The following is a 22602-nucleotide window of genomic DNA, read 5'->3' on the forward strand; positions in this document are numbered from 1 at the left end:
CACACACGAAAGTTTGCGGTGTGAAAGATTATAGATAACTCCCCTTTGTAGAAAAGAGGTAATTGCTATGGGTGGTATTTGGAACTTGTTGATCATTGCGGTGATCGTGGTGCTGCTGTTTGGTACTAACAAGCTGAGAACGCTAGGCTCCGATTTGGGTGCATCGATTAAAGGCTTTAAAAAAGCCATCAGCGATGACCAACCTTCGTCCGCTGACAGCGCATCTGCAAACCAGAATGAAAAAACACAGCAGGATGCCGATTTCGCGACGAAGTCCATCACGGAACAACAGGCTGACGTAAAATCAGAAGAAACGAAGAGCCAGCACAAAGAGCAGGTATAATCGGTGTTTGATATCGGATTTGGTGAGCTGATGCTCGTAATGGTGATCGGCCTGGTAGTACTCGGGCCTGAACGCCTGCCCGTTGCGGTTAAAACGATTGCTGGTTGGGTCAGAACGCTGCGCTCGCTGGCGTCTACGGTGCAAAATGAGCTGACCCAAGAGTTGAAGTTCCAAGAGTTGCAGGACAGTTTGAAGAAGGTGGAGCAGGCTAGCCTTAAAAACCTTTCTCCAGAGTTGAAAGCCTCTATGGACGAACTCAAAGAAGCGGCGGATGCGACGCGACGCGGTTATGCGAAACCCGGTGACAGCGCCACTGCGCAGTTGGGTGAGGTGCCGCATAAGCCGTTGGCGGATGCTGAGGCAGCACATGATGGTGTTATCAACGCCGAGCAGGCGTCGTCGCCAGCAGCGTTACCGTCTTTAGACCAACCCGCCGCTGCGCCATCCTCATCCCTTATCGATGTGGCACCGCCTGCGGCAGTCAATAGCTCACCAGAAGCGCCTTCTGCAACGGCTGTGCCTAACAATACGCCAGCTGTCGCTGCCGTGGCACCGACCGATGATGTACCCAATAAGCGCGCAGCGCCTGCCCCGGCTGTCGCGCCTTCCCAACACTCTGCTGATGAACGCTAGTCTATGGCCGTTGAAGATACACAACCGTTAATCAGTCACCTGATTGAGCTTCGCAAGCGCCTGTTAAACAGCATTATTTGTGTGCTGAGCGTATTTGTCGTGCTGGTTTTTTTTGCTAACGACATCTATCAGATTGTCTCGGCACCGCTTATTGAACAACTGCCTGCCGGGGCTAGTATGATTGCCACCGACGTGGCCTCCCCGTTCTTTACGCCGATTAAACTCACGATGATCGTGTCGGTGTTTGTCGCTGCACCGTTGGTGTTGTATCAAGTCTGGGCATTTATCGCGCCGGCGCTGTACAAACATGAACGTCGCCTGATGATGCCGTTGCTGTTCTCCAGCAGCCTGCTGTTCTATGCGGGTATGGCATTTGCCTACTTTGTCGTGTTCCCACTGGCGTTTGGCTTTTTTGCCAAGACAGCGCCGCAGGGTGTGCAAATCGCCACTGATATCAATAACTACCTCGATTTCGTGATGGCGCTGTTTATGGCGTTTGGCGTCTCTTTCCAGGTACCTATTGCTATTGTACTGCTGTGCTGGAGCGGTGTGACCAACACTGAAGATTTGAAGAAGAAGCGGCCTTATGTGCTGGTTGGCGCTTTCGTTGTCGGTATGCTGCTGACGCCGCCGGACGTGTTCTCACAGACGTTGTTAGCTATTCCGATGTACCTGTTGTTTGAAGTCGGCCTGTTCTGCTCACGTTTTTACGTGGGGAAAGGACGCCGTCAGTATGAGGCGGAAGAGCGCGAGGCAGAAGAAAGCAACGAAGGTCCATCGTCCTGAATCCTGTTGTTATCCCCGCTTAGGCGGGGATTTCCTCCAATCTGCATCTGCTTCCCTTCGGGACACGCTCGCCGGAGCGGGAGTGTCATTACCCTTCAGGAATGTCCATGTTTGATATCGGCGTCAATCTGACCAATAGCCAATTTGCTCACGATCGTGCTCTGGTCATTGAGCGTGCTCAGGCGTTTGCGGTGAGCGGAATGCTCATCACTGGGACCAACCTGCATGAAAGTGAGCAGGCGCTGGCACTGGCACTGGCACTGGCACAGGAATACCCAGACTATTGCTGGTCGACGGCAGTGGCGGAACGGATTTCGCAGTTGGCGCAACAGCCTGCTGTTGTAGCGCTGGGCGAGTGTGGACTGGACTTTAATCGCAATTTCTCAACGCCTGATGAGCAGGAACACGCTTTTTCCGCGCAGTTAGCATTGGCCGCAGAGCTGGTGTTACCCGTATTCTTGCATTGCCGTGACGCTCATGAGCGTTTTATCGCGCTACTCTCTCCCTGGTTGGATAAGCTGCCGGGAGCGGTGCTGCACTGTTTCACGGGGACTGAACAGGAGTTGGATGAGTGCTTGCGTCTTGGGCTTTCGATTGGCATCACCGGTTGGGTGTGCGATGAGCGACGCGGAATTGCACTTCGCCATCTGCTAAAACAGATTCCCATCGACCGCCTGTTATTGGAAACAGACGCGCCCTATTTGTTACCCTGGGATTTATCACCAAAACCTGCATCCCGGCGTAATGAACCCTGCTTTTTGCCGCATATCGTTCAGCAGGTTGCTGCCTGGCGCGATGAAGATGCCAGTATGTTGGGGCAAAAAGTAGATGAAAACGCACGCCGGATTTTCCGGCTGCCATGATTCTGGAGAATAATTATGAGCAATGTTTTTCCTGGCGCTTTTCCCGGCCGTCGCCTGCGCCGTTTACGCCGTCATGATTTTAGCCGTCGCCTTGTTGCTGAAAATCAGTTGACGGTCAATGACCTGATTTATCCTGTTTTTGTGATGGAAGGCAAAAATCAGCGTCAGGAAGTGCCTTCGATGCCGGGCGTATACCGCATGACGCTGGATCTACTGGTGAAAGAGGCGGAAGAACTCGCCAAGCTGGGTATCCCGGTGCTCTCACTGTTTCCGGTGATCGATACCGACAAGAAGTCGCTGAACGCCGAAGAAGCCTATAACCCCGAAGGGCTGGTGCCGCGTGTGATCCGCACGCTCAAAGATGCAGTGCCGGAGCTGGGGTTGCTGACAGACGTTGCCCTGGATCCTTATACCACACATGGGCAAGACGGCATTATTGATGAAGATGGTTATGTGATCAATGACATCACCAAATCCGTTCTGGTGCGTCAGGCGCTGTGTCATGCACAAGCGGGTGCAGAAATCATTGCACCAAGCGACATGATGGATGGGCGCATAGGTGCCATACGCGCCGAGCTGGAAGCGCAGCATCTGGTGAACACCCAGATCATGGCTTACTCGGCAAAATATGCGTCTTGCTACTATGGGCCTTTCCGCGATGCGGTAGGTTCGGCAAGCAATCTGAAGGGGGGTAACAAAAAAACCTATCAGATGGACCCGGCCAACGGGGATGAAGCCTTACAGGAAGTTGCCCAGGATTTGCAGGAAGGCGCGGACATGGTGATGGTGAAACCCGGTATGCCCTATCTTGATGTGCTGCATCGTGTTAAAGAAACGTTTGGCGTGCCGACCTTTGCCTATCAGGTCTCCGGTGAATATGCCATGCACATGGCGGCCATTCGCAACGGCTGGCTTCAGGAGCAGCCGCTGGTGATGGAGTCACTGCTGTGCTTCAAACGCGCAGGGGCAGACGGCGTGCTGACCTATTTTGCCAAGCAGGTCGCACAATGGTTGGGTGACGAACAGCTTTCCCGCTAATCGTCCTATCCACTCAGACCAATTCGTTCGCCGCCCGTGAGTGTTCTCACCGGCGGCGTTTATTTTGTCGGTTACGCCTGACTACAGCTTTTTGAACTGGCGATTATCGAGGCTTTGCGGCACCTGCTTGTTGAAAAAATTGAGCAGCAGCATGGAGCGTGCTTCACCGTCAGGTTCACTGTAAATCGCCTGTAGCCCGGTAAACACCCCTTCGGTGATCAGCACGGTGTCCCCGGGATACGGTGTTTGTGGATCGTGAATCATCTGTACCGGGTGTTGCGTCAGTTCGGTAATGACGGTCACGGGGATGACGGCAGGCAGCGCGCCGAAACGGATAAAGTGGCTGACGCCCCGTGTTGCGGCAATCGTGGTGGTATGGATGCGTTCGGGATCGAATTCAATAAACAGGTAGTTGGGAAACAGTGGCTCGCTGACTTCCGCGCGTTTTCCCCGCACGATCTTTTCAATTTTGATCATCGGGCTCAGGCAGTTAACGACCTGGCGTTCAAGATGTTCCTTGGCGCGCAGCAGCTGCCCACGTTTGCAATACAATAAATACCAGGCTTCCATAATGTGTTGTGTCGATGATCTGTCAGTCGATGAGCATTGCAGAGAAGCATAACAAAACCCTGTGCGGATAAATAGCGGCATGAAGAAGCGACAGAATTGGCAAGAAACCTTATAATGTCGTTTTCACAGACTGCATTGACAATCAGCATGAAATATCGTGATTTACGTGAATTTCTCGCGCTTCTTGAACAGAAGGGGGAACTGAAACGCATTCGCCACCCTGTCAGCCCCCACTTGGAAATGACGGAGATTGCCGACAGAACGCTGCGTGCGGGCGGTCCGGCGTTGCTGTTTGAAAATCCCACCGGTTATACCATGCCCGTGCTGTGCAACCTGTTTGGCACCCCGGAGCGGGTGGCAATGGGCATGGGACAGGATAGCGTGACGGCGCTGCGTGATGTCGGCAAGCTGCTGGCCTTTTTGAAAGAGCCTGAGCCGCCAAAAGGATTCCGAGACTTGATGGAAAACATGCCCAAATTCCGTCAGGTGCTCAATATGCCCACCAAACGGCTGTCATCGGCTCCTTGTCAGGAGCAGGTCTGGTCTGGGGAATACGTCGATCTGACCCGTATTCCTGTTATGCAGTGCTGGCCGGAAGATGCTGCTCCCTTGATCACCTGGGGCTTAACGGTTACTCGCGGGCCGCACAAGGCGCGTCAGAATATCGGTATTTATCGCCAGCAGGTGCTTGGTAAAAACAAGCTGATCATGCGGTGGTTATCTCATCGCGGCGGCGCGTTGGATTTCCAGGAGTGTTGTCAGGAAAATCCCGGTCAACGCTTCCCGGTTTCTGTCGCGCTCGGTGCCGATCCGGCGACTATCCTTGGTGCAGTAACCCCGGTGCCAGATACGCTTTCCGAATACGCCTTTGCCGGGCTACTGCGCGGTTATAAAACCGAAGTGGTGAAATGTCTCTCCAATGATTTGGAAGTGCCCGCCAGCGCGGAAATTGTGCTGGAAGGGTACATTGAACCGGGAGAAATGGCGGCGGAAGGGCCGTATGGCGATCACACCGGCTATTACAATGAGGTGGATAACTTCCCGGTGTTTACCGTTACGCATGTGACGCAGCGTCAGGACGCCATTTACCACTCCACCTATACCGGACGCCCACCCGATGAACCTGCCGTATTAGGGGTGGCGCTGAATGAAGTGTTCGTGCCGATTTTGCAAAAGCAATTCCCGGAAATTGTCGATTTTTACCTGCCGCCGGAAGGGTGTTCCTATCGTCTGGCAGTCGTCACCATGAAAAAACAGTACGCCGGTCATGCCAAACGGGTGATGATGGGCGTATGGTCTTTCCTGCGGCAGTTTATGTATACCAAGTTTGTCATTGTCTGCGATGACGACATCAATGCACGTGACTGGAAAGACGTTATCTGGGCGATTACCACCCGTATGGACCCGGCACGAGATACGGTATTGATGGAAAATACGCCAATAGACTATCTGGATTTCGCATCGCCGGTGTCGGGGCTGGGTTCCAAAATGGGACTGGATGCCACCAATAAGTGGCCCGGTGAAACTCAGCGCGAGTGGGGGCATCCCATCAAGAAGGATCCTGATGTGTGTGCCCGTATTGATGCCATATGGGATGAGCTTGCCATTTTTAACGACAGCCCGCCGCGTGCTTGATGTATGGTGTGCCGCTGTTACTCGTTTTGCTTTTATCACCCTTAGAGGGAATGCATGACAACATTGAGCTGTAAAGTGACATCCGTAGAGGCGATAACGGATACGGTTTATCGGGTACGTTTGTTGCCGGAAGCCCCTTTCTCTTTCCGTGCCGGTCAGTATTTGATGGTGGTAATGGATGAGCGTGATAAACGCCCGTTCTCAATGGCATCAACGCCGATGGAACAGCAGTTTATCGAGCTGCACGTGGGTGCCTCAGAGCTGAACTTGTATGCGATGGCGGTGATGGATCGTATTCTGAAAGAGCGCGCGCTAACGGTGGATATCCCCCACGGTGAGGCCTGGTTGCGCGAAGAGAGCGATCGTCCGCTGATCCTGATTGCCGGCGGCACGGGGTTCTCTTATGCACGTTCTATCCTGCTGACGGTGCTGGCACATCAACCCGAGCGCGAGATAGCGATCTACTGGGGGGGGCGGGAGATCAAGCATCTGTATGATTTGACCGAGCTACAGGCTCTGGTGAGCCAACACGCGAACTTGCAGGTTATCCCTGTGGTTGAGCAGCCGGAACAGGAGTGGCTCGGCAGAACGGGTACGGTGCTCAGCGCGGTATTGCAGGATTACGGTACACTGTCAGGTCATGATATCTACATTGCAGGGCGCTTTGAAATGGCAAAAATTGCCCGCGAGCGCTTCTGTAACGAGCGTGGTGCGTTGATTGATCACCTCTACAGCGACGCCTTCTCCTTCATTTGAGTGCCTTAAAAAACGTGCTGTTTCCGATGGAGTTCATCAACGGATAGAAACAGCACGTGTGCTAAAGGTGCACCAAAGCATCTTACGTTGTGACCAGGCAGAGCCCATATCGTTATACACATCTTTTGGCCATTTTTTGAACAGGATGCTCAGAACCCCGTGAATTAAGGCATTCAAGCCATCCCATTGGCTTTTTGAGGTTCAAAATGCCACTCTGAGATAAACCCGTAACTCATTGATTAAACAGTGCGTTAGAACGATGTGTATAACGATATGGGCAGAGCCGCAACGGGATGCGCTACCGATTACTTGAATTCGCAGGTTTGCACCGTCCAGCGCCGCGCCTGCTCGCTGATGGTGAAGCCCAATCCCGGACGGTCAGAGACCCACATCCGCCCATCACGCAGTTCCAGCTGTTCGTTAAACAGCGGGATGAAAATTACGGCATTTAGATTCAGATAGTTACAAGCAATCGATCGAAATTACTCGAAATTCGATCGAAATTATTCAATCTCAGCCCACTCCGACCCTCTTACATCACGGTACTTATCGGTCATCTCGGATGACTTATGTCCTAGCAGTTTTTGCGCGTAATCCCTCCCTTTCTCATCAGTGTATAGACGCGCTGCAAGGCTCCTGATTTCGTGAAATGAAGGCGCTTTTCCTTGCCACGTTAGTCCTGATAATCGACGTGCTTTCAAAAATGCTCTGGAAATCGTGTCCTGAGAAAATTGCTGGTGTTTAGCGTCTGCGACGACATGCGCTACGCCGTTGTTTAATTCACTGAACTGGTTCAGTACATCGGCAAGGCATAAATTGAGGCATGTAGTGGTCAACTAATATTGGCCACCGCATTAGACTGTATGTAGAACAGTCGCTCAGATTCGTTTGGAGTTAAGCCGCCGTTATACCAGTGAGGCCGGATAGCGCTGTAATACCCCGTGATGTAGCGGATAATCGCGTCCTGGGCTTCGCTGAAGCTGTTGTAACCCTTTGTCGGCACCCATTCTGTCTTCAGGCTGCGGAAGAACCGCTCCATTGGCGCATTATCCCAGCAGTTACCCCGCCGACTCATACTCTGCTTTATCCGGCAGCGCCACAGGGCTTGCCGGTATTGACGGCTGGTATAGTGGCTGCCCTGGTCGCTGTGGAACATGACTCCTGTTGGTTGTCCCCGGAGTTCCCAGGCCATCTGCAACGCTTTAACTGTCAGCGCCGAGTCCGGCGACGTCGACATGGCCCAGCCCACCGGTTTGCGGGCGAACAGCTCTGGCACCACCGCAAGGTAAGCCCAGCATTTGCCCGTCCAGATGTAGGTCACATCGCCGCACCAGACCTGATCCGGCGCGGTAACCGCGAACTGGCGGTTGAGATAGTTCGGTATTTCAACGAGTTCATTGCCGCCGCGTTTGTATTTGTGAGCCGGTCGCTGGCAGCTGGCGATACCCAGCTCCTTCATCAGCTTGCCAGCCAGCCAGCGCCCCATTTTGACACCGGAGCTGCCGGTGACGATGGTCGCGATACTTCGAGCGCCGGCAGAGCCGCCGCTGGCGTTCCAGGCTTCCATGACGCGGCTACACTTAACCACGCGCTCACCGTCGGGTTCATTAGCGGAAGCCTGCCAGTGCCTGTAGCTGCTGCGATGTACCTCAAAAGTTTGGCACAACGCCGTGACCGGGTATCGCGCCCTCAGCCTGTCGACTACCGTGAACCGTTGAGTGAGTCCGACATTAAGAGCGCCGTAGCCTTTTTTAGGATTTCGTTCTCCATTTCAAGGCATTGGACTTTTTTCTTCATCTCACGCAGCTCGAGCTGTTCAGGGGTAAGAGGAAGTCCCGTTGGCGTTTTTCCCTGTCGTTCAAGGCGAAGCTTATTGACCCAGCGACTAATGGCAGAATGGCTGACATTAACCGCCTCTGCGGCCTTAACGTATGTGTAGCCGTGGTCGACAACCAGCTTTGCGGCTTCGAGCTTAAATTCCGCCGTAAAATGTTTACCCATGAGGTCACCTGTCGTGTTGATGAGGTGAGCATATCACCTCCGCTCAGGTGGCCAGTATCAGTGTGCCACTACAATCTTAACGCGGTAACGAGTGTGATGCACTCATAAGATTTTATTCTTGTCAGCAATATTGGCAATCAGAGCGCGTTGTGTTAACAAGTCTCCTTGCTTTATTTATGGTTATATACGTCATTATTTCGAATTATTTGCGTGTCTTAATTTTATCAGTCAGAGTCTTCGTATGGTCAGCGAAACACCACAGCAGCGGGAAATCACCCGGCTGTGTATCCAATGCGCACTGATGCTGTTGCAGCACGGTGCGGAGAGCACGGTAGTTGAGCAACTTTCTTCGCGCCTCGGGCTGGCGCTCGGGGTGGATAGCGTAGAAAGCTCCATTTCTGCCAACGCCATCGTCCTTACCACCATCATGAATGGACACTGCCTGGCCTCGACGGGCAAGAATGTCGATCGCTGCATCAATATGCATGTGGTGACCGAAGTGCAGCATGTCGTGATCATGGCCGAGCACAAACTGCTGGATGTGGCTGGCGTTGAAAAGCGCCTGACGGGCATCAAGCCGCTGCGCTATCCGCGCTGGCTGGTGGTGACCATTGTAGCGCTTTCGTGCGGCTGCTTCAGTAAGCTCAATGGCGGCGGTTGGGATGCCTTTGTGGTCACCATGCTTGCCAGCGGTGTAGCAATGTATGTGCGTCAGGTATTGACCTCGCGTCATCTCAATCCCCTGATCAACTTCTGTATTACCGCCTTTGTCGCCACGTCGGTATCCGGGCTGTTGCTGCGCGTTCCTACATTTCATCAAACCTCGACGGTAGCAATGGCGGCCAGCGTGCTGCTGCTGGTGCCTGGTTTTCCGTTGATTAACGCGGTAGCGGATATGTTTAAAGGGCATGTGAATACCGGGCTGGCGCGTTGGGCGGTTGCCAGCCTGCTGACGCTGGCAACCTGTATTGGCGTCGTAGCTGCAATGGCTATATGGGGGTTACGCACATGGGCTTAACGCTGCTGTGGGGGCTCTTGCAGGATATCTTGCTGGCGGCAGTGCCTGCGCTTGGCTTTGCTATGGTGTTCAATGTACCGGTCAAGGCGTTGCCTTATTGTGCACTGTTGGGGGGCGCGGGGCACGGCGTGCGTTTTCTGTGCGTACAGATGGGCATGCCCATCGAATGGGGATCGTTTTTAGCGGCTATATTGATCGGTGTGATCGGCATTCGCTGGTCGCGCTGGCTGTTGGCGCACCCTAAAGTGTTTACCGTTGCGGCGGTGATTCCGATGTTCCCGGGTATTTCAGCGTATACGGCGATGATCTCGCTGGTGGAGCTTTCCCATCAGGGATACAGCGAAGCGTTGATGCGCGTGCTGACCACGCATTTCCTCAAGGCCTCTTTTATTGTCGGTGCGCTATCGATAGGGTTGTCTCTGCCGGGGATTTGGTTGTATCGCAAACGTCCCGGCGTGTAGCGGCATTAAGATTTTGCTTATTTTGCCCATCAGAAAATCGCCGTATCGACGTACCCATCACCTTTCCGTATAGTGTCTGCAATTTTTGAGCTATAGGGCTTTACCATGGTGATTAGTTTGATTGCAGCACTGGCGGTGGATCGTGTTATCGGCATGGAAAACGCCATGCCGTGGCATTTGCCGGCAGATCTGGCGTGGTTTAAGCGCCAGACGTTAAATAAGCCCATTATTATGGGGCGTAACACGTTTCGCTCTATCTGCCAGCCATTGCCGGGGAGAACAAATATTGTTGTCAGCAGTCGCGCTGGTGACGATGAGCGTGTGACCTGGGTGTCGACCTTAGAGGCGGCGCTGGAGGCCGCTTCAGGGGCTGAAGAGGTGATGGTCATCGGTGGCGGCAGTATTTATCAGCAGATGCTGCCCCAGGCTTCACGTCTTTATCTGACGCACATTGACGCCGAAGTGGAGGGGGATACCCATTTCCCAGAGTACGAACCGGATGCGTGGTCATCGGTGTTCAGCGAGTTTCATGATGCGGATGAAAAGAATTCGCACAGCTATTGCTTTGAGATTCTCGAACGGCGTTAACAGGATAGACGTACGCGCGGCGCGATCAGGCCGCGCGTGTTTTACTTATTCTGCGCCGACAGCTGCCATGCCTTGTGCCAATGATGGCTGAGTAAAGACCCGCTTATCCTCCCAGCGTAACATCGTCAGTTCGCCTCCCCAGCAGCACCCCGTATCCAACGCATAAATGTTATCTGGCGTCCCTTTTCCTTCAAGAGAGGCCCAGTGGCCGAATGCGATGGCATAGCCTGGCGTTTCTGCATTCCCTTCTACGACAGGACTGGGCAAGTAAAACCACGGCTTGAGCAGCGAAGGCGCCTGTGAAGGAGCCTCTTTGCATATCATGTCTAGCTGTCCGCCGGAGAAGCAGTAACGCATGCGGGTAAATACGTTGGTGCTAAAGCGCAGACGCGGTAAACCACTCAGCTCAGGGCTCCAGTGATTGGGCATATCACCGTACATCGCGTCCAAAAACAGCGGATAGCTGTCACTGCTGAGTATGGCTTCCACTTCACGAGCGCACAGTTGCGCGGTCTCCAGATCCCACTGCGGCGTTACACCGGCATGGGCCATCACCAGTTTAAGGTCGTTGTCGACCAGCATCACCGGTTGGCGGCGCAGCCAGTTGATCAGGGTATCGACATCCCGTGCGTTCAGCAGATCGTTGAGACGATCTTTCGGCTTGTTTCTGCTGATACCCGCATAAACCGCCAACAAATGCAGATCGTGGTTGCCCAGCACCATCTGTGCGGCAGGGCCTAACGAACGCACATACCGCAACACCTCCAATGAGGCCGGGCCGCGTGCCACCAAATCGCCGGTAAACCACAGCCTGTCGTGCGCCGGATTGAAAGAAACCTGCGCCAACAGCGCCATTAACTCGTCAAAGCAGCCGTGCACATCGCCAATTAAGTAGGTAGACATCATCAATGTATCAGTGAAGGGATCGCTAAACGAAAAACAGAAATAGGAACCTGAAAGGCATCTCCCTGATGATCGAGCATGTGGTAATGGCCTTCCATCGTGCCCAGCGGCGTTTCCAGTACCGTACCGCTGGTGTACTGAAATTCACTGCCAGGTTCGATCACCGGTTGTTCCCCGATCACGCCTTCGCCCTGAACTTCCGTTTGACGCCCGTTGGCGTTGGTGATCATCCAGTAGCGCCCAATAAGTTGGACAGGATTACGCCCAAGATTGCGGATTGTGATGGTGTAAGCAAAGACAAAGCGGCTCTCATCGGGCTCGGACTGCGCTTCAACATAAAAACTCTGAACCTGAACACAAACACGGGGCGTATTAATCATCGCGACACTTCCAGTTATTCCTGCGTTGGCGGATGCTCAGACAGCCAGTTGGCCAGCCGGGAGTATTGCTCTACAGAGACATTTTCCGCACGGGCAGCGGGATCAATCTCTAACGCGATAAGCTGCTCGACGCTGAACACATTACCCAGGCTGTTGCGCAATGTTTTGCGGCGCTGGTTAAATGCGGCTGTAGTGATATGGCTCAGCACGCGGACATCAGCAACAGGATAAGGCTGTACGGCATGAGGAACAAGACGTACGACAGCAGAATCCACTTTGGGTGGTGGCGTAAAAGCGGTAGGTGGCACTTCAAGCACCGGGATCACCTGGCAGTAGTATTGTGCCATCACGCTTAACCGGCCATAGGCTTTGCTGTTCGGGCCAGCAACAAGGCGGTTCACCACTTCTTTTTGCAACATAAAGTGCATATCGCGAATAGCGTGAGTATAGCTAAACAGATGGAACATCAACGGCGTTGATATGTTGTAGGGTAAGTTGCCAAAAACGCGTAAGGGCTGGCCAATCTGTTGCGACAGCTCGGAGAAATTCACCGTCATGGCATCTTGCTGAATAACGGTAAGCTTATCTTTGAGTTGCGGATGTACCGTTAATCGAGCCGCGAGATCGCGGTCCAGTTCGACAACCGTAAACCGGGTAAGGTGCTCGGCAACGGGCAGCGTTAATGCGCCGAGGCCGGGACCAATCTCCACCATAGCGTGATCGGCCTGGGGATGAATGGCGGAGACAATACTCTCGATCACGAACTGATCGTTTAAAAAATTCTGCCCGAAACGCTTACGGGCAAAGTGGCCTTGATGGACGCGATTATTCATTACGGTGTTTCGTTATGGTGTTGAGTCATGTTGATGGCAAGCTGCAATGCCGTTATAAAGCTGCCCGGTTCTGCGTCACCCGTTCCCGCGAGGGAGAGCGCGGTGCCGTGATCGACAGAGGTTCGGATAAAGGGTAAGCCTAGCGTAATGTTCACCGCTCGGCCAAATCCCTGGTATTTCAATACCGGCAGCCCTTGATCGTGATACATCGCCAGTACGGCGTCTGCTTCTTTGAGGTATTTGGGTTGGAATAACGTATCTGCGGGCAACGGGCCCACCAGATTTATCCCCTGCGCGCGCAGTTCATCCAGCGCAGGAATGATGATATCCAACTCCTCACGCCCCATATGGCCGCCTTCGCCCGCATGGGGATTCAGTCCACACACGTAAATGCACGGCCGGGCCAGCCCAAACTTCTGCTGGAGATCGCGCTGCAAAATCGCAATCACCTCATGCAGACAGTCGCGGGTAATGGCACGAGAAACGTCGGCCAGCGGCAGGTGCGTGGTTGCCAGCGCGACGCGCAGTTCCTCGGTCGCCAGCATCATGGCCACTTTTTCGCAGCAGCTGCGATCGGCGAAAAACTCGGAGTGTCCGCTAAAAGGCACGCCGGCATCGTTGATGATGCCTTTATGCACGGGGCCGGTCACGAGCGCGGCAAATTCTCCACTCAGGCAACCATCACAGGCGCGCGCCAGTGTGTTGACTACGTACAGGCCGTTATCGACGTTAAGTTCGCCGGGGGAAACCTCTGCGGATAATGCAACCGGTAATATCGTCAGCGAATCTGCACGTTGCGCGCTTGCAGGAGCACCGGGTTGGTAGTCTCGCAGCGTTAGCGGCAGACCCAGCAGCGTTGCTCGGCTGCGAAGCAACGCCGGGTCGGCACACACCACCATTTCTACCGGCCAGTCACGCTGGGCCAGTTGAATGATGAGGTCGGGACCAATCCCGGCGGGTTCGCCGGGAGTGATGACGATACGAGACGTAGTTATGGTCATTGTGCTGAGCTGCTGTCGCTGCCGTTGACGATCTTCACATAAGCGGCTGCACGTTGTTCCTGCATCCAGGTTTGCGCCTCTTCAGAGAATTTACGGTTAAACAGCATGCGGTAAGCACGATCTTTCTGCGCTGCGTCGGTTTTGTCGACCTGACGCGTGTCTAACAGTTGAATCAAGTGCCAGCCGAAGGAGGAGTGGACTGGGGCGCTGATTTCCCCTTTGCGCAGTTTCATCAGCGCATCGCGGAATGACGGATCGTACATATCCGGCGCAGCCCATCCCAGATCGCCGCCCTGATTGGCTGAGCCGGGATCTTGCGAAAGCTGTTTTGCCTGAGCCGCAAAATCAGTCGTTCCCTGTTTGATCTGCTGCGCTACTTCCTCCAGTTTTGCCTGTGCCTGACTGTCGTTCATCACTACAGACGGTTTCAACAGGATGTGGCGTGCATGCACTTCGGTAACGGAAACGGATTTATCGCCGCCACGAATATCGTTAACGCGCAAAATATGGAAACCCACGCCGGAACGAATCGGGCCGACTACCTGGCCTTTTTGGGCTTGCGTCAGGCGTTCAGCGAACAGGGATGGGATCTCCTGAAGTTTGCCCCAGCCCATTTCGCCGCCTTTCAGCGCCTGTGAATCCGCCGAGTGTGCGATCGCCAGCTTGGCGAAGTCGGCTCCACCTTTCAGCTGTTTTACCAATGAGTTAGCCAGGTTTTCTGCATCTTCCACCTGCTGCTGAGACGGGTTTTCTCCCAGAGGGATCAGAATGTGGCTCAGGTTCAGTTCAGCGTCTTCACCGGTCTGGTTAGCGATCTGTTTCGCCAGCGCGTCAACTTCCTGCGGCAGGACGGTGATGCGGCGACGCACTTCGTTATTACGGACTTCGGCAATGGTCATCTCTTTGCGAATCTGGTTGCGATAGGCGCTGTAGGTCAGATTCTCATAAGCCAACTGACTTTTTAGCTGGTCGAGCGTCATGCGGTTTTGTGCCGCAATGTTGTTGATGGCCTGATCCAACTGCGCATCACTAATTTGGATATTCATTTTTTTTGCCATTTGCAAAATGATGTTATCCATAATCAGACGATCGAGGATCTGGTGGCGCAACGTACTCTCATCCGGTAACTGTTGTCCCGCTTGCTGCGCATTCATCTTCACGGACTGTAAAAGCGTGCTGACATCACTTTCAAGCACGACGCTGTTGTCCACGACGGCGGCGACTTTATCAACAACCTGTGGCGCAGCAAAAGCTGCATTGGCGCTGAGGGCCAGCCCGAGGATAAGCGTTTTCCAGTTCTTCATACCTTTCCCGTTAGTTTCACCCGCAAGGCGGATTAAAAGTTGATGTGTTACCTTCATTCCACGCGCGCATGACCGCATCAGAATGCGCGCTGATAAGGCAGAATACCTGAGCGCAGCATTTTTTGCGCACCCAGCGTTTCATTGCTGCTTAAACCCCGCAGCTCGATGTTGATCGAGAACTTGTTGTCATACTCACTGGACTGCCGATTGGTATTCCAGTCGGTAATTTTCCGCTCGTAGCCCATATTGACGGCCCAGCAGCAGGTGTTGTATTGAAAGCCGATACGCTGGTTGGCGGTTTGATTCGCTTTGGTGTCGTAGTAATACGCACCAACCGCGGACCAACGGTCGGCAATCGGCCAGGCTGCGGTAAGCCCCACTTGCGAAATACCCTGCTGATAAGCCCGGCTTGCCAACAGATTCTGTACGGAGTTTTGAATATATTCCCTGCTGGCGTAGCGGTAGTTCAACTGCACCAGTTTCTCGCTATCCTGGCGATATTCCAGCACCGCGTTGCCCTGCGAAATGCTCTCAAGGCGCGTATCATATTGCAAACCGCCGCGCATGCCCCACAGATCGTTAATCTTCCAATAGCTGTCGCCGGCCCATACCAGACTGCCGTTATCGTCGTTTTTATCCATTACCGTGGTGCTATCCCCGGTTCTGGGGCGATCGAAGTAATAGATTTGACCGACGGAAGCATTAAAACTTTCCACCAGATTTTGATCATAAACGCGGGTAGTCAAACCGGTTGCAACCTGATTGGCCGACGCGATGCGATCCAGCCCGCTGTAACTGCGGTCGCGAAACAGGCCGGTGTAGTTGTTTTGCAGCAGCGTAGAGTCATAGGTGTAAATGCTGCTTTGCTCGCGGTAAGGCACATACAGGTACTGTGCGCGCGGTTCCAGCGTTTGGGTAAAGGCGTTGGACCAATCCATTTCGCGTTCAAACACCACTTTGCCGTCAACTTTGTACTGCGGCAAAACGCGATTGACCGAATCCTTCAGCACATCGCGCTTGATGTTGCTGATTTGCGCATTGGGATCGGCAAGGAAGCGTTCCAGATTGGTTTGTTGATAATGGGTTGCCATCAGCTTCGCTTCGGTGTTCAGGCTACCCCACCGGTTGGTCAATGGCAGACTGACCGTTGGTTCAGCATGAAAACGCGTTGCTTCGGGGCGGTTGTTGTTCATGTTGGTAAATTTTACCGCCTGCCCATAAAGATGCATATCGAACGGGCCGATATCGTCTCGGTAGTAGTTGAGGTCGAGTTGGGGCTCGGCGTGGTAAACATCATTATTGGTGTTAGCCGCCAGCAATTGGAACTGTTTATTGGATAACGTAGCGTCCCAATCCTGGTTAGCATAGCCGACGCTGAATTTTTGGTTCACGTAGCCGCTGGTCGTGGAGCCGTAAGAAGAATCGAAGTCTTTGAAATAGCTGATATCGCTGACCTTGGTGTAATCGCTGTTAAAGCGCCACACCTGATCCATGATACCGTCGTGCTGCCAGTGAAGAAGCCAGCGCGTATCTTTGTCGTCTTCATTGTCACGACGATAGGCTCTGTCATTCGGCAGCCAGTCCAACTGCACCGTACCGGTGCCTGGCGCGGCAAGATAACGGAATTCGTTTTGCAACTGTACGCCGCGCTTGGTCAGGACGTGCGGCGTAATGGTTGCATCCATGTTGGGTGCGATATTCCAGTAGTAGGGCGTGATCAGTTCAAAGCCGCCGCTGCCGCTGTAGCGGGCGTTGGGAATCAAAAAGCCGGAGCGACGTTTGTCACCCACGGGCAGTTGCAGGTAAGGGCTATAGAAGACCGGGACGTCGCCAATTTTGACGCGCGCATTCCAAATTTCAGCAACTTGCTCATCCCTGTCATGGATCACTTCCGAACCGACGACACTCCAGCTATCATCTCCCGGCAGGCAAGTAGTGAAGGAACCGTTTTCCAGAATGGTGTAGCGATTGTCACCGCGCATTTGCATTTTATCGGCATCGCCACGGCCCTGACGGTCAACCATTTGGTAATCGCCCTGAAACACGTCGGTATCTCGCGTATTCAGGTTAGACCAGGCTTTGGGGCCTTTCAGGATGACCAGGTTGTCATCATAATTGACATTGCCAGTGGCGGTGATGGTGCGCACCGGGGCGCCAGCGGCGTCAGTACCGCTCTGGCGCAGTTCCACCTGATCGGCCTGCAAGCGACTGTTGCCTTGCTCAACGTTGACGTTACCCAGGAAACGGGCGTTATCCGGATAGTTGGCTTCACTTTTGTCCGCCTGAATATGTACCGGGAGCGTATTGGTCTCGCCAGTGACCAGCGGCCGTGTAAACGTAGGAACGCCAAGCCGGCACTGAGCGGCAAGATCGGCCAACGCGTGTTGGCTGTAGAGCGCTGACCCAATCAAGGTGGCCAGCAGAGTTGGAAAACATTTTTTCATACGCGGTATCAGTGTTCCGTCATCAAGGGCATCATGCCGGCAAACGGTCAGAGACTATATCACAGGCTTACGTTGCGCCAGTGTAAATTCCCCACTGTTTCTCTGCTCTGCCGTTAGGTGCAACGCTAAATAACGGGTATGATAAAGCAATTTTTGGCCGACGGCATGAGGATTTGAGGAAGTATATGCGCTATTGGGGCAAGTTGCTGGGCTTGATACTGGGTATTATGTCCGGCGGCGGCGTGTGGGGTGTGATTACGGGCGTGCTGATGGGCCATATGGTTGATAGAGCCAGGGCTGCGCGTCGCCGTGATTATTTTTCCGCACAGTCTACCCGACAGTCGCTATTTTTTCTCACCACGTTTCAGGCCATGGGGCACCTGACCAAATCCAAAGGGCGCGTCACTGAAGCGGATATTCAGGCTGCCACCTTGATGATGGACCGGCTGGAGCTGTTCGGTGAGGCGCGTCTGGCAGCGCAGCAGGCCTTTCGTGAAGGGAAATCAAATGCGTTCCCGGTACGCACCAAATTGCGTAAGCTGCGCGATGCCTGCCTAGGCCGCTTCGATATGATCAGAATGTTTCTCGATATCCAGCTTCAGGTCGCGTTTAACGACGGCGCGCTGCATCCGAACGAACGGCGGTTATTGTACGTGTTTGCGGATGAGTTGGGCGTGACGCGTGAACAGTTCGAATTTTTCATGCGCAATATGGAAGGGCAGCAGCGCCAGTCTCAGCAACAGGGTCAATCGAAGCAACACCAATCAAGGCAGAATGGCAAATCATACCAGCGTCGCAATCAATCTTATGGTGGGCAGTCGTATGGCGGCCAATCGCAGGGCGGGCAGCGTCAGCAGCCGCCTTATACGCGGGGGCCAACGCTTGAGAGTGCCTGCCGCACGCTGGGCGTGCGCACCAGCGATGATGCGACGACGGTAAAACGCGCTTATCGTAAACTCATGAACGAGCACCATCCTGATAAACTGGCGGGTAAGGGGCTCTCTCCGCGCATGATGGACATGGCAAAACGCAAGGCGCAAGACATTCAGGCCGCCTATGAGTTTTTGAAAAGCAGTCACGCCGCCAAGTAACCCCTCTCCAGTTTTCCCGCGTTTTTCTTGACGATGACCTTAACAATCAGAAATCAGGCTCACAACGAAAGTGCATCGGCGTACCAAACGCGGGGTGCGTGATAGCCAGTTCCTGTGCGTGCAGCAGCAGACGCGGTGCCAAGGCTTTGGCTTCAGGGTGGGCGTAAAAACCATCACCGAGAATCGGATGCCCGAGTGCGAGCAGGTGTACGCGCAATTGGTGTGAGCGCCCGGTAATTGGCATCAGCTTCACGCGTGTGGTGCCATCGGTCTCGCGCGTCAGTACCTGATACTGGGTTTGCGCCGGTTTTCCCTGTTCAAAACAGACCTTCTGTTTTGGGCGATTAGGCCAGTCGCAAATCAGTGGCAGATCGATCAATCCTTCATCGTGCTCCAACCACCCCCATACCCGTGCGATATAGGATTTTTTGGGCTCTCGTTCGCGAAATTGGCGTTTCAATTCTCTCTCGGCCGCTTTGGTCAACGCGACGGCAATCACACCGCTGGTGGCCATATCGAGGCGATGTACGGATTCTGCGTGAGGGAAATCCCGCTGAATGCGGCTCATCGTGCTGTCATGATGCTCAGGTGCTCTGCCGGGAACGGAGAGTAAGCCGCTGGGCTTGTTGACCACAATAATATGTTGATCCTGGTACAACACTTGCAGCCAGGGATCTATGGGCGGGTTATAGGGTTCCATGATGGCTCCTGCGGCGGCAACGGAGAGGCCGTTGCCGCCGGCATTATTGACTACTGGTGAGAGACCACCACCAAACGAATGGCATCCAGCCGCCAGTTAGCCTGATGCAGATTGAGCAGCACCTGTTCCCGCTGTGTTTCCAGCGCCAGCAGTTCATCGTCACAGATGTTCGGGTTAACCGCCTTCAGGGCTTCCAACCGTTCCCGTTCGCGGCGCAGTTGCAGATCGGCCTGCTGTTGCGCATAGATAATCAACTGCTGCGCCTGAGCAGCCACCAAGGGTTCGGCCTGCTGCAACATACTGTGAACGTCGGCTTGTACCGCATTCACTAATTTGCTGGAGGTATGGCGGTTTACCGCGTTGAGCTGGCGGTTAAAGCTTTCAAACTCTACCTGCGGAGCCAGATTTTTACCGGTGCGATCCATCAGTAAACGTAACGGTGTCGGCGGCAGGAAGCGGGTCAACTGCAACTGCTTAGGTGCCTGTGCTTCCACCACGTAGACCAACTCAGCCAGTAGCGTCCCCACAGGCAGCGCTTTGTTTTTCAGCAGTGACACGGCACAGCTACCGGTATCTCCGGACAAAATCAGATCCATGCCGTTGCGGATCAGCGGATGTTCCCAACTGACAAACTGTGCATCTTCCCGCGACAGCGCCTGCTCACGTTCGAAGGTGATGGTGCAGCCATCCTGCGGCAAGCCGGGAAAATCCGGCACCAGCATATGATCGGAAGGCGTGAGAATAATCAGATTATCGCTGCGATCTTCCTGATTCACGCCGACAATATCGAACAGATTCAGAGCGAAAGTGACCAAGTTGACGTCGTTGTCCTGTTCTTCGATGGATTGAGCTAGCATCTGCGCGGCTTCACCGCCGTTGGAGTGCATTTCCAGCAGGCGATCGCGGCCGAGTTCGAGCTGCGCTTTCAGTGCATCGTGCTGTTGACGGCAGGTACGAATAAATTCATCCAGCCCGTCACTCTCTGTTGGAACGCTCAGGCGCTCAATCAGCGTGCTGTAATGGGCATCATAAATGGTACGGCCCGTTGGGCAGGTATGTTCGAAGGCATCGAGCCCTTCGTGATACCACCGTACCAGAAGCCATATCGTTATACACATCTTTCTAACGCACTGTTTAATCAATGAGTTACGGGTTTATCTCAGAGTGGCATTTTGAACCTCAAAAAGCCAATGGGATGGCTTGAATGCCTTAATTCACGGGGTTCTGAGCATCCTGTTCAAAAAATGGCCAAAAGATGTGTATAACGATATGACCAGAAGCGCCTGTGCGGTGTTTTCCATGTAGGGCACCAGCACCTGAATTTCTTGCGTTTGGCCGATGCGATCCAGACGTCCGATACGCTGCTCCAGCAGATCCGGATTAAACGGCAGATCGAACATGATCAGGTGGCTGGCGAATTGGAAGTTACGCCCTTCGGAACCGATCTCCGAGCAGATCAGTACCTGCGCACCATCTTCTTCCGAAGCAAAATAGGCTGCCGCGCGATCGCGCTCAAGGATAGACAACCCTTCATGGAATACGGCAGCGCGAATTGCTTCACGCGTGCGTAATACCTGCTCAAGCTGCAAAGCAGTAGCGGCTTTGGCGCAAATCACCAATATCTTTTTGTCGCGATTGGCGGTCAGGTAACCGAGCAGCCACTCAACGCGCGGATCAAAGTTCCACCAGGTAGCATCGTCCTCTTCCAGCATTTGGTAAATCTGCTCCGGGTACAGCATGTCGCGCGCGCGTGCTTCCGGCGTTTTACTGCCGCTCATGATGCCGGAGACTTTAATTGCCGTCTGGTATTGCGCGGGCAGCGGTAACTTGATCTGGTGTAGCACACGCTGAGGGAAGCCTTTGACACCTTGGCGCGTATTGCGGAACAGCACGCGGCTGGTGCCGTGTCTGTCCATGAGCATGGCAATCAGTTCCTGCCGTGCGGTTTGGCGATCGGCGGTGTCGCTATTGACAGCCTTGAGTAGCGGTTCGCAGTCTTGCTCGCTCAGCAATTCGGTGAGCAGGTTCATCTCATCTTTGCTGAGGTTTTCATCGGCAAGCAGGAGCGCAACGGCATCCGCCACCGGACGATACTGCTGCTGTTCTTTAACGAATTCACGGTAGTCGTGGAAACGATTTGGATCTAACAGTCGCAAGCGAGCAAAGTGGCTCTCCTGGCCGAGTTGCTCAGGGGTTGCAGTCAGCAGCAGCACGGCAGGAATGCGTTGCGCCAACTGCTCAATCGCCTGATATTCAGGGCTAGGGGCGGCTTCGCTCCAGGCGAGATGGTGTGCTTCATCGACCACCAGTAAATCCCAGTGGGCCGCGAGCAGTTGTTCAAAGCGCGCCGCATTTTTCTGAACAAAACCCAGGGAGCAGATGATTAACTGCTCGGTCTCAAACGGGTTACTGCTGTCGAGTCGGGCCTCGGCATAGCGATCATCATCAAACAGGGAGAACAGCAGGTTAAAGCGGCGCAGCATCTCCACCAGCCACTGATGTTGCAGGGTTTCCGGCACCACAATCAGCACGCGTTCAGCGCGCCCGGCCAGTAGTTGCTGGTGGATAAACATCCCGGCTTCAATGGTCTTGCCCAGACCCACTTCATCGGCCAGCAGTACGCGCGGCGGGTGGCGTTGACCCACTTCGCGCGCAATGTGCAACTGGTGGGGGATCAGGCTGGCGCGCATGCCGCGCAGGCCACCCCAGGGCTGCAATGCTTGAGCCTGTTGGTGCAAACGCGTGCGATAGCGCAGAGCAAAGCGATCCATACGATCGATCTGTCCGGCAAACAGGCGGTCTTGCGGCTTATTAAAGGTCAACTTGCTGTCCAGCATCACTTCGCGCAGCTCTGCCGGTGTACCGTCATCAAGGCGTTCACCGATATAAACGATCAGCCCGTTTTCGTCGCGGTTTTCAGTGACGCTGAGCTGCCAGCCTTCGTGGCTAGTGACGGTATCGCCAGAATTAAACATGACACGGGTGATCGGAGCATCGCTTCTCGAATAGAGGCGATTTTCTCCGCTTGCGGGAAAAAGCAGTGTGACCATGCGTACATCCAGAGCAACAACCGTGCCCAGTCCCAGCTCGCTTTCCGTATCGCTGATCCAGCGTTGACCAAGTGTAAAAAGCATAAATTCGTAGCTCGATATTTGTCATTGTCGGGCATGTCGGACAGAGTAAAGCCTGTCGTTAATCCCTTTGGAGATGAATGATTAGTGGTGGTAATGCATACCCGTTTTCAGTCAGGCATT

General features: G+C 53.9%; 21 protein-coding genes and 3 pseudogenes. 11 read left to right on the forward strand and 13 right to left on the reverse strand.

All coding sequences use genetic code 11. From position 1 onward, the window contains the following. Nucleotides 1-67 precede the first annotated feature (67 nt). The 5 genes from tatA (at nt 68) to hemB (ending at nt 3663) form a co-directional block, all read left to right on the forward strand. Nucleotides 68-343: a twin-arginine translocase TatA/TatE family subunit gene (gene tatA / locus ACWWJF_RS06110; protein ID WP_455868958.1), complete on the forward strand. Its 276-nt coding sequence runs from the start codon at nt 68-70 to the stop codon at nt 341-343. Nucleotides 344-346: 3 nt separating this feature from the next. Then, nucleotides 347-976 (forward strand): Sec-independent protein translocase protein TatB, encoded by a 630-nt coding sequence (gene tatB / locus ACWWJF_RS06115; protein WP_455868959.1) that lies wholly within the window; start codon nt 347-349, stop codon nt 974-976. Nucleotides 977-979: 3 nt separating this feature from the next. After that, the gene (gene tatC, locus ACWWJF_RS06120) at nt 980-1762 is read left to right on the forward strand and encodes a Sec-independent protein translocase subunit TatC (protein ID WP_455868960.1); all 783 of its coding nucleotides are present in this window, start codon (nt 980-982) and stop codon (nt 1760-1762) included. A 107-nt stretch (nt 1763-1869) separates the two neighbouring features. Further along, entirely contained in the window at nt 1870-2625 is a 756-nt protein-coding gene (tatD, locus tag ACWWJF_RS06125; protein ID WP_455868961.1) for a 3'-5' ssDNA/RNA exonuclease TatD, read from the forward strand. 15 nt (nt 2626-2640) lie between these two features. Continuing rightward, nucleotides 2641-3663, forward strand: coding sequence for a porphobilinogen synthase (gene hemB, locus ACWWJF_RS06130; RefSeq protein WP_455868962.1), 1023 nt, complete (start codon nt 2641-2643; stop codon nt 3661-3663). Between the two features lie 81 nt (nt 3664-3744). Here hemB and rfaH read toward each other — a convergent pair whose 3' ends face one another. Continuing rightward, nucleotides 3745-4233, reverse strand: coding sequence for a transcription/translation regulatory transformer protein RfaH (rfaH, locus tag ACWWJF_RS06135; RefSeq protein ID WP_455868963.1), 489 nt, complete (start codon nt 4231-4233; stop codon nt 3745-3747). 147 nt (nt 4234-4380) lie between these two features. Between rfaH and ubiD the strand changes: the two genes are divergently transcribed. Together ubiD and fre are read left to right on the forward strand one after the other, a co-directional pair. Then, nucleotides 4381-5868 carry a 4-hydroxy-3-polyprenylbenzoate decarboxylase gene (gene ubiD / locus ACWWJF_RS06140; protein ID WP_455870957.1) on the forward strand — a complete coding sequence of 496 codons (1488 nt, stop codon included), beginning with the start codon at nt 4381-4383 and terminating at the stop codon, nt 5866-5868. Nucleotides 5869-5922: 54 nt separating this feature from the next. Beyond that, nucleotides 5923-6624 (forward strand): NAD(P)H-flavin reductase, encoded by a 702-nt coding sequence (gene fre, locus ACWWJF_RS06145; RefSeq protein ID WP_455868964.1) that lies wholly within the window; start codon nt 5923-5925, stop codon nt 6622-6624. Nucleotides 6625-6929: 305 nt separating this feature from the next. Here the strand turns inward: fre and ACWWJF_RS06150 are convergent. From ACWWJF_RS06150 to ACWWJF_RS06160, 3 genes and pseudogenes are all read right to left on the reverse strand, one after another. Beyond that, nucleotides 6930-7055, reverse strand: a pseudogene (locus tag ACWWJF_RS06150) (L-talarate/galactarate dehydratase); the annotation flags it as partial. Between the two features lie 72 nt (nt 7056-7127). Continuing rightward, entirely contained in the window at nt 7128-7460 is a 333-nt protein-coding gene (locus tag ACWWJF_RS06155; protein WP_455868965.1) for a tyrosine-type recombinase/integrase, read from the reverse strand. Beyond that, a protein-coding gene (locus ACWWJF_RS06160; RefSeq protein ID WP_455868966.1) for an IS3 family transposase occupies nt 7457-8625 on the reverse strand; the annotation gives its coding sequence in 2 pieces (ribosomal slippage) (nt 7457-8370 and nt 8370-8625; 1170 coding nt in all). Before ACWWJF_RS06160 ends, ACWWJF_RS06155 begins: the two co-directional genes overlap by 4 nt. Before the next feature lie 241 nt (nt 8626-8866). Here ACWWJF_RS06160 and ACWWJF_RS06165 point away from each other — a divergent pair. From ACWWJF_RS06165 to folA, 3 genes are all read left to right on the forward strand, one after another. Continuing rightward, on the forward strand, nt 8867-9643 hold the full coding sequence (locus ACWWJF_RS06165) for a threonine/serine exporter family protein (protein ID WP_455868967.1): 777 nt from the start codon (nt 8867-8869) through the stop codon (nt 9641-9643). Beyond that, nucleotides 9634-10104: a threonine/serine exporter gene (locus tag ACWWJF_RS06170; RefSeq protein ID WP_455868968.1), complete on the forward strand. Its 471-nt coding sequence runs from the start codon at nt 9634-9636 to the stop codon at nt 10102-10104. Before ACWWJF_RS06165 ends, ACWWJF_RS06170 begins: the two co-directional genes overlap by 10 nt. A gap of 105 nt (nt 10105-10209) precedes the next feature. Continuing rightward, entirely contained in the window at nt 10210-10692 is a 483-nt protein-coding gene (folA, locus tag ACWWJF_RS06175; RefSeq protein WP_455868969.1) for a type 3 dihydrofolate reductase, read from the forward strand. A 45-nt stretch (nt 10693-10737) separates the two neighbouring features. Here the strand turns inward: folA and apaH are convergent, their stop codons facing one another. The 6 genes from apaH to lptD form a co-directional block, all read right to left on the reverse strand. Beyond that, nucleotides 10738-11595 carry a bis(5'-nucleosyl)-tetraphosphatase (symmetrical) ApaH gene (gene apaH / locus ACWWJF_RS06180; RefSeq protein WP_455868970.1) on the reverse strand — a complete coding sequence of 286 codons (858 nt, stop codon included), beginning with the start codon at nt 11593-11595 and terminating at the stop codon, nt 10738-10740. A gap of 2 nt (nt 11596-11597) precedes the next feature. Then, nucleotides 11598-11975, reverse strand: a complete 378-nt coding sequence (apaG, locus tag ACWWJF_RS06185; RefSeq protein ID WP_455868971.1) for a Co2+/Mg2+ efflux protein ApaG — start codon at nt 11973-11975, stop codon at nt 11598-11600. A gap of 14 nt (nt 11976-11989) precedes the next feature. Next, a complete protein-coding gene (gene rsmA / locus ACWWJF_RS06190; RefSeq protein WP_455868972.1) occupies nt 11990-12808 on the reverse strand; it encodes a 16S rRNA (adenine(1518)-N(6)/adenine(1519)-N(6))-dimethyltransferase RsmA in 819 nt (272 codons plus the stop codon). After that, nucleotides 12808-13809: a 4-hydroxythreonine-4-phosphate dehydrogenase PdxA gene (gene pdxA / locus ACWWJF_RS06195; protein ID WP_455868973.1), complete on the reverse strand. Its 1002-nt coding sequence runs from the start codon at nt 13807-13809 to the stop codon at nt 12808-12810. The genes rsmA and pdxA overlap by 1 nt, the downstream gene beginning before the upstream one ends. Next, nucleotides 13806-15113 (reverse strand): peptidylprolyl isomerase SurA, encoded by a 1308-nt coding sequence (gene surA / locus ACWWJF_RS06200; protein WP_455868974.1) that lies wholly within the window; start codon nt 15111-15113, stop codon nt 13806-13808. Before surA ends, pdxA begins: the two co-directional genes overlap by 4 nt. Nucleotides 15114-15190: 77 nt before the next feature. Continuing rightward, nucleotides 15191-17557 carry an LPS assembly protein LptD gene (lptD, locus tag ACWWJF_RS06205; RefSeq protein WP_455868975.1) on the reverse strand — a complete coding sequence of 789 codons (2367 nt, stop codon included), beginning with the start codon at nt 17555-17557 and terminating at the stop codon, nt 15191-15193. Nucleotides 17558-17742: 185 nt separating this feature from the next. On the opposite strand from lptD, the gene djlA reads away from it, so the two are divergent. Then, nucleotides 17743-18648, forward strand: a complete 906-nt coding sequence (gene djlA / locus ACWWJF_RS06210; RefSeq protein ID WP_455868976.1) for a co-chaperone DjlA — start codon at nt 17743-17745, stop codon at nt 18646-18648. Nucleotides 18649-18694: 46 nt separating this feature from the next. On the opposite strand, the gene rluA is transcribed toward djlA, so the two are convergent. The 3 genes and pseudogenes from rluA to rapA all read right to left on the reverse strand — a co-directional run. Then, complete coding sequence (gene rluA, locus ACWWJF_RS06215; RefSeq protein WP_455868977.1) at nt 18695-19348, reverse strand: bifunctional tRNA pseudouridine(32) synthase/23S rRNA pseudouridine(746) synthase RluA; 654 nt, start codon at nt 19346-19348, stop codon at nt 18695-18697. A gap of 50 nt (nt 19349-19398) precedes the next feature. Beyond that, nucleotides 19399-20448: pseudogene (locus ACWWJF_RS06220) on the reverse strand (RNA polymerase-associated protein RapA); the annotation flags it as partial. 180 nt (nt 20449-20628) lie between these two features. Further along, nucleotides 20629-22482, reverse strand: a pseudogene (gene rapA, locus ACWWJF_RS06225) (RNA polymerase-associated protein RapA); the annotation flags it as partial. Nucleotides 22483-22602 lie beyond the last annotated feature (120 nt).

The sequence above is a fragment of the Symbiopectobacterium sp. Eva_TO genome, assembly GCF_053848865.1.

Excerpts from the sequence above, each read along its gene's own strand:
- ACWWJF_RS06170 (WP_455868968.1), top strand. The coding sequence starts at position 9,634 with ATGGGCTTAACGCTGCTGTGGGGGCTCTTGCAGGATATCTTGCTGGCG.
- hemB (WP_455868962.1), top strand. The coding sequence starts at position 2,641 with ATGAGCAATGTTTTTCCTGGCGCTTTTCCCGGCCGTCGCCTGCGCCGT.
- fre (WP_455868964.1), top strand. The coding sequence starts at position 5,923 with ATGACAACATTGAGCTGTAAAGTGACATCCGTAGAGGCGATAACGGAT.
- apaH (WP_455868970.1), bottom strand. The coding sequence starts at position 11,595 with ATGTCTACCTACTTAATTGGCGATGTGCACGGCTGCTTTGACGAGTTA.
- tatD (WP_455868961.1), top strand. The coding sequence starts at position 1,870 with ATGTTTGATATCGGCGTCAATCTGACCAATAGCCAATTTGCTCACGAT.
- ubiD (WP_455870957.1), top strand. The coding sequence starts at position 4,381 with ATGAAATATCGTGATTTACGTGAATTTCTCGCGCTTCTTGAACAGAAG.
- surA (WP_455868974.1), bottom strand. The coding sequence starts at position 15,113 with ATGAAGAACTGGAAAACGCTTATCCTCGGGCTGGCCCTCAGCGCCAAT.
- apaG (WP_455868971.1), bottom strand. The coding sequence starts at position 11,975 with ATGATTAATACGCCCCGTGTTTGTGTTCAGGTTCAGAGTTTTTATGTT.
- rfaH (WP_455868963.1), bottom strand. The coding sequence starts at position 4,233 with ATGGAAGCCTGGTATTTATTGTATTGCAAACGTGGGCAGCTGCTGCGC.
- rsmA (WP_455868972.1), bottom strand. The coding sequence starts at position 12,808 with ATGAATAATCGCGTCCATCAAGGCCACTTTGCCCGTAAGCGTTTCGGG.
- pdxA (WP_455868973.1), bottom strand. The coding sequence starts at position 13,809 with ATGACCATAACTACGTCTCGTATCGTCATCACTCCCGGCGAACCCGCC.
- tatC (WP_455868960.1), top strand. The coding sequence starts at position 980 with ATGGCCGTTGAAGATACACAACCGTTAATCAGTCACCTGATTGAGCTT.
- rluA (WP_455868977.1), bottom strand. The coding sequence starts at position 19,348 with ATGGAACCCTATAACCCGCCCATAGATCCCTGGCTGCAAGTGTTGTAC.
- ACWWJF_RS06165 (WP_455868967.1), top strand. The coding sequence starts at position 8,867 with ATGGTCAGCGAAACACCACAGCAGCGGGAAATCACCCGGCTGTGTATC.
- djlA (WP_455868976.1), top strand. The coding sequence starts at position 17,743 with ATGCGCTATTGGGGCAAGTTGCTGGGCTTGATACTGGGTATTATGTCC.
- tatA (WP_455868958.1), top strand. The coding sequence starts at position 68 with ATGGGTGGTATTTGGAACTTGTTGATCATTGCGGTGATCGTGGTGCTG.
- lptD (WP_455868975.1), bottom strand. The coding sequence starts at position 17,557 with ATGAAAAAATGTTTTCCAACTCTGCTGGCCACCTTGATTGGGTCAGCG.
- folA (WP_455868969.1), top strand. The coding sequence starts at position 10,210 with ATGGTGATTAGTTTGATTGCAGCACTGGCGGTGGATCGTGTTATCGGC.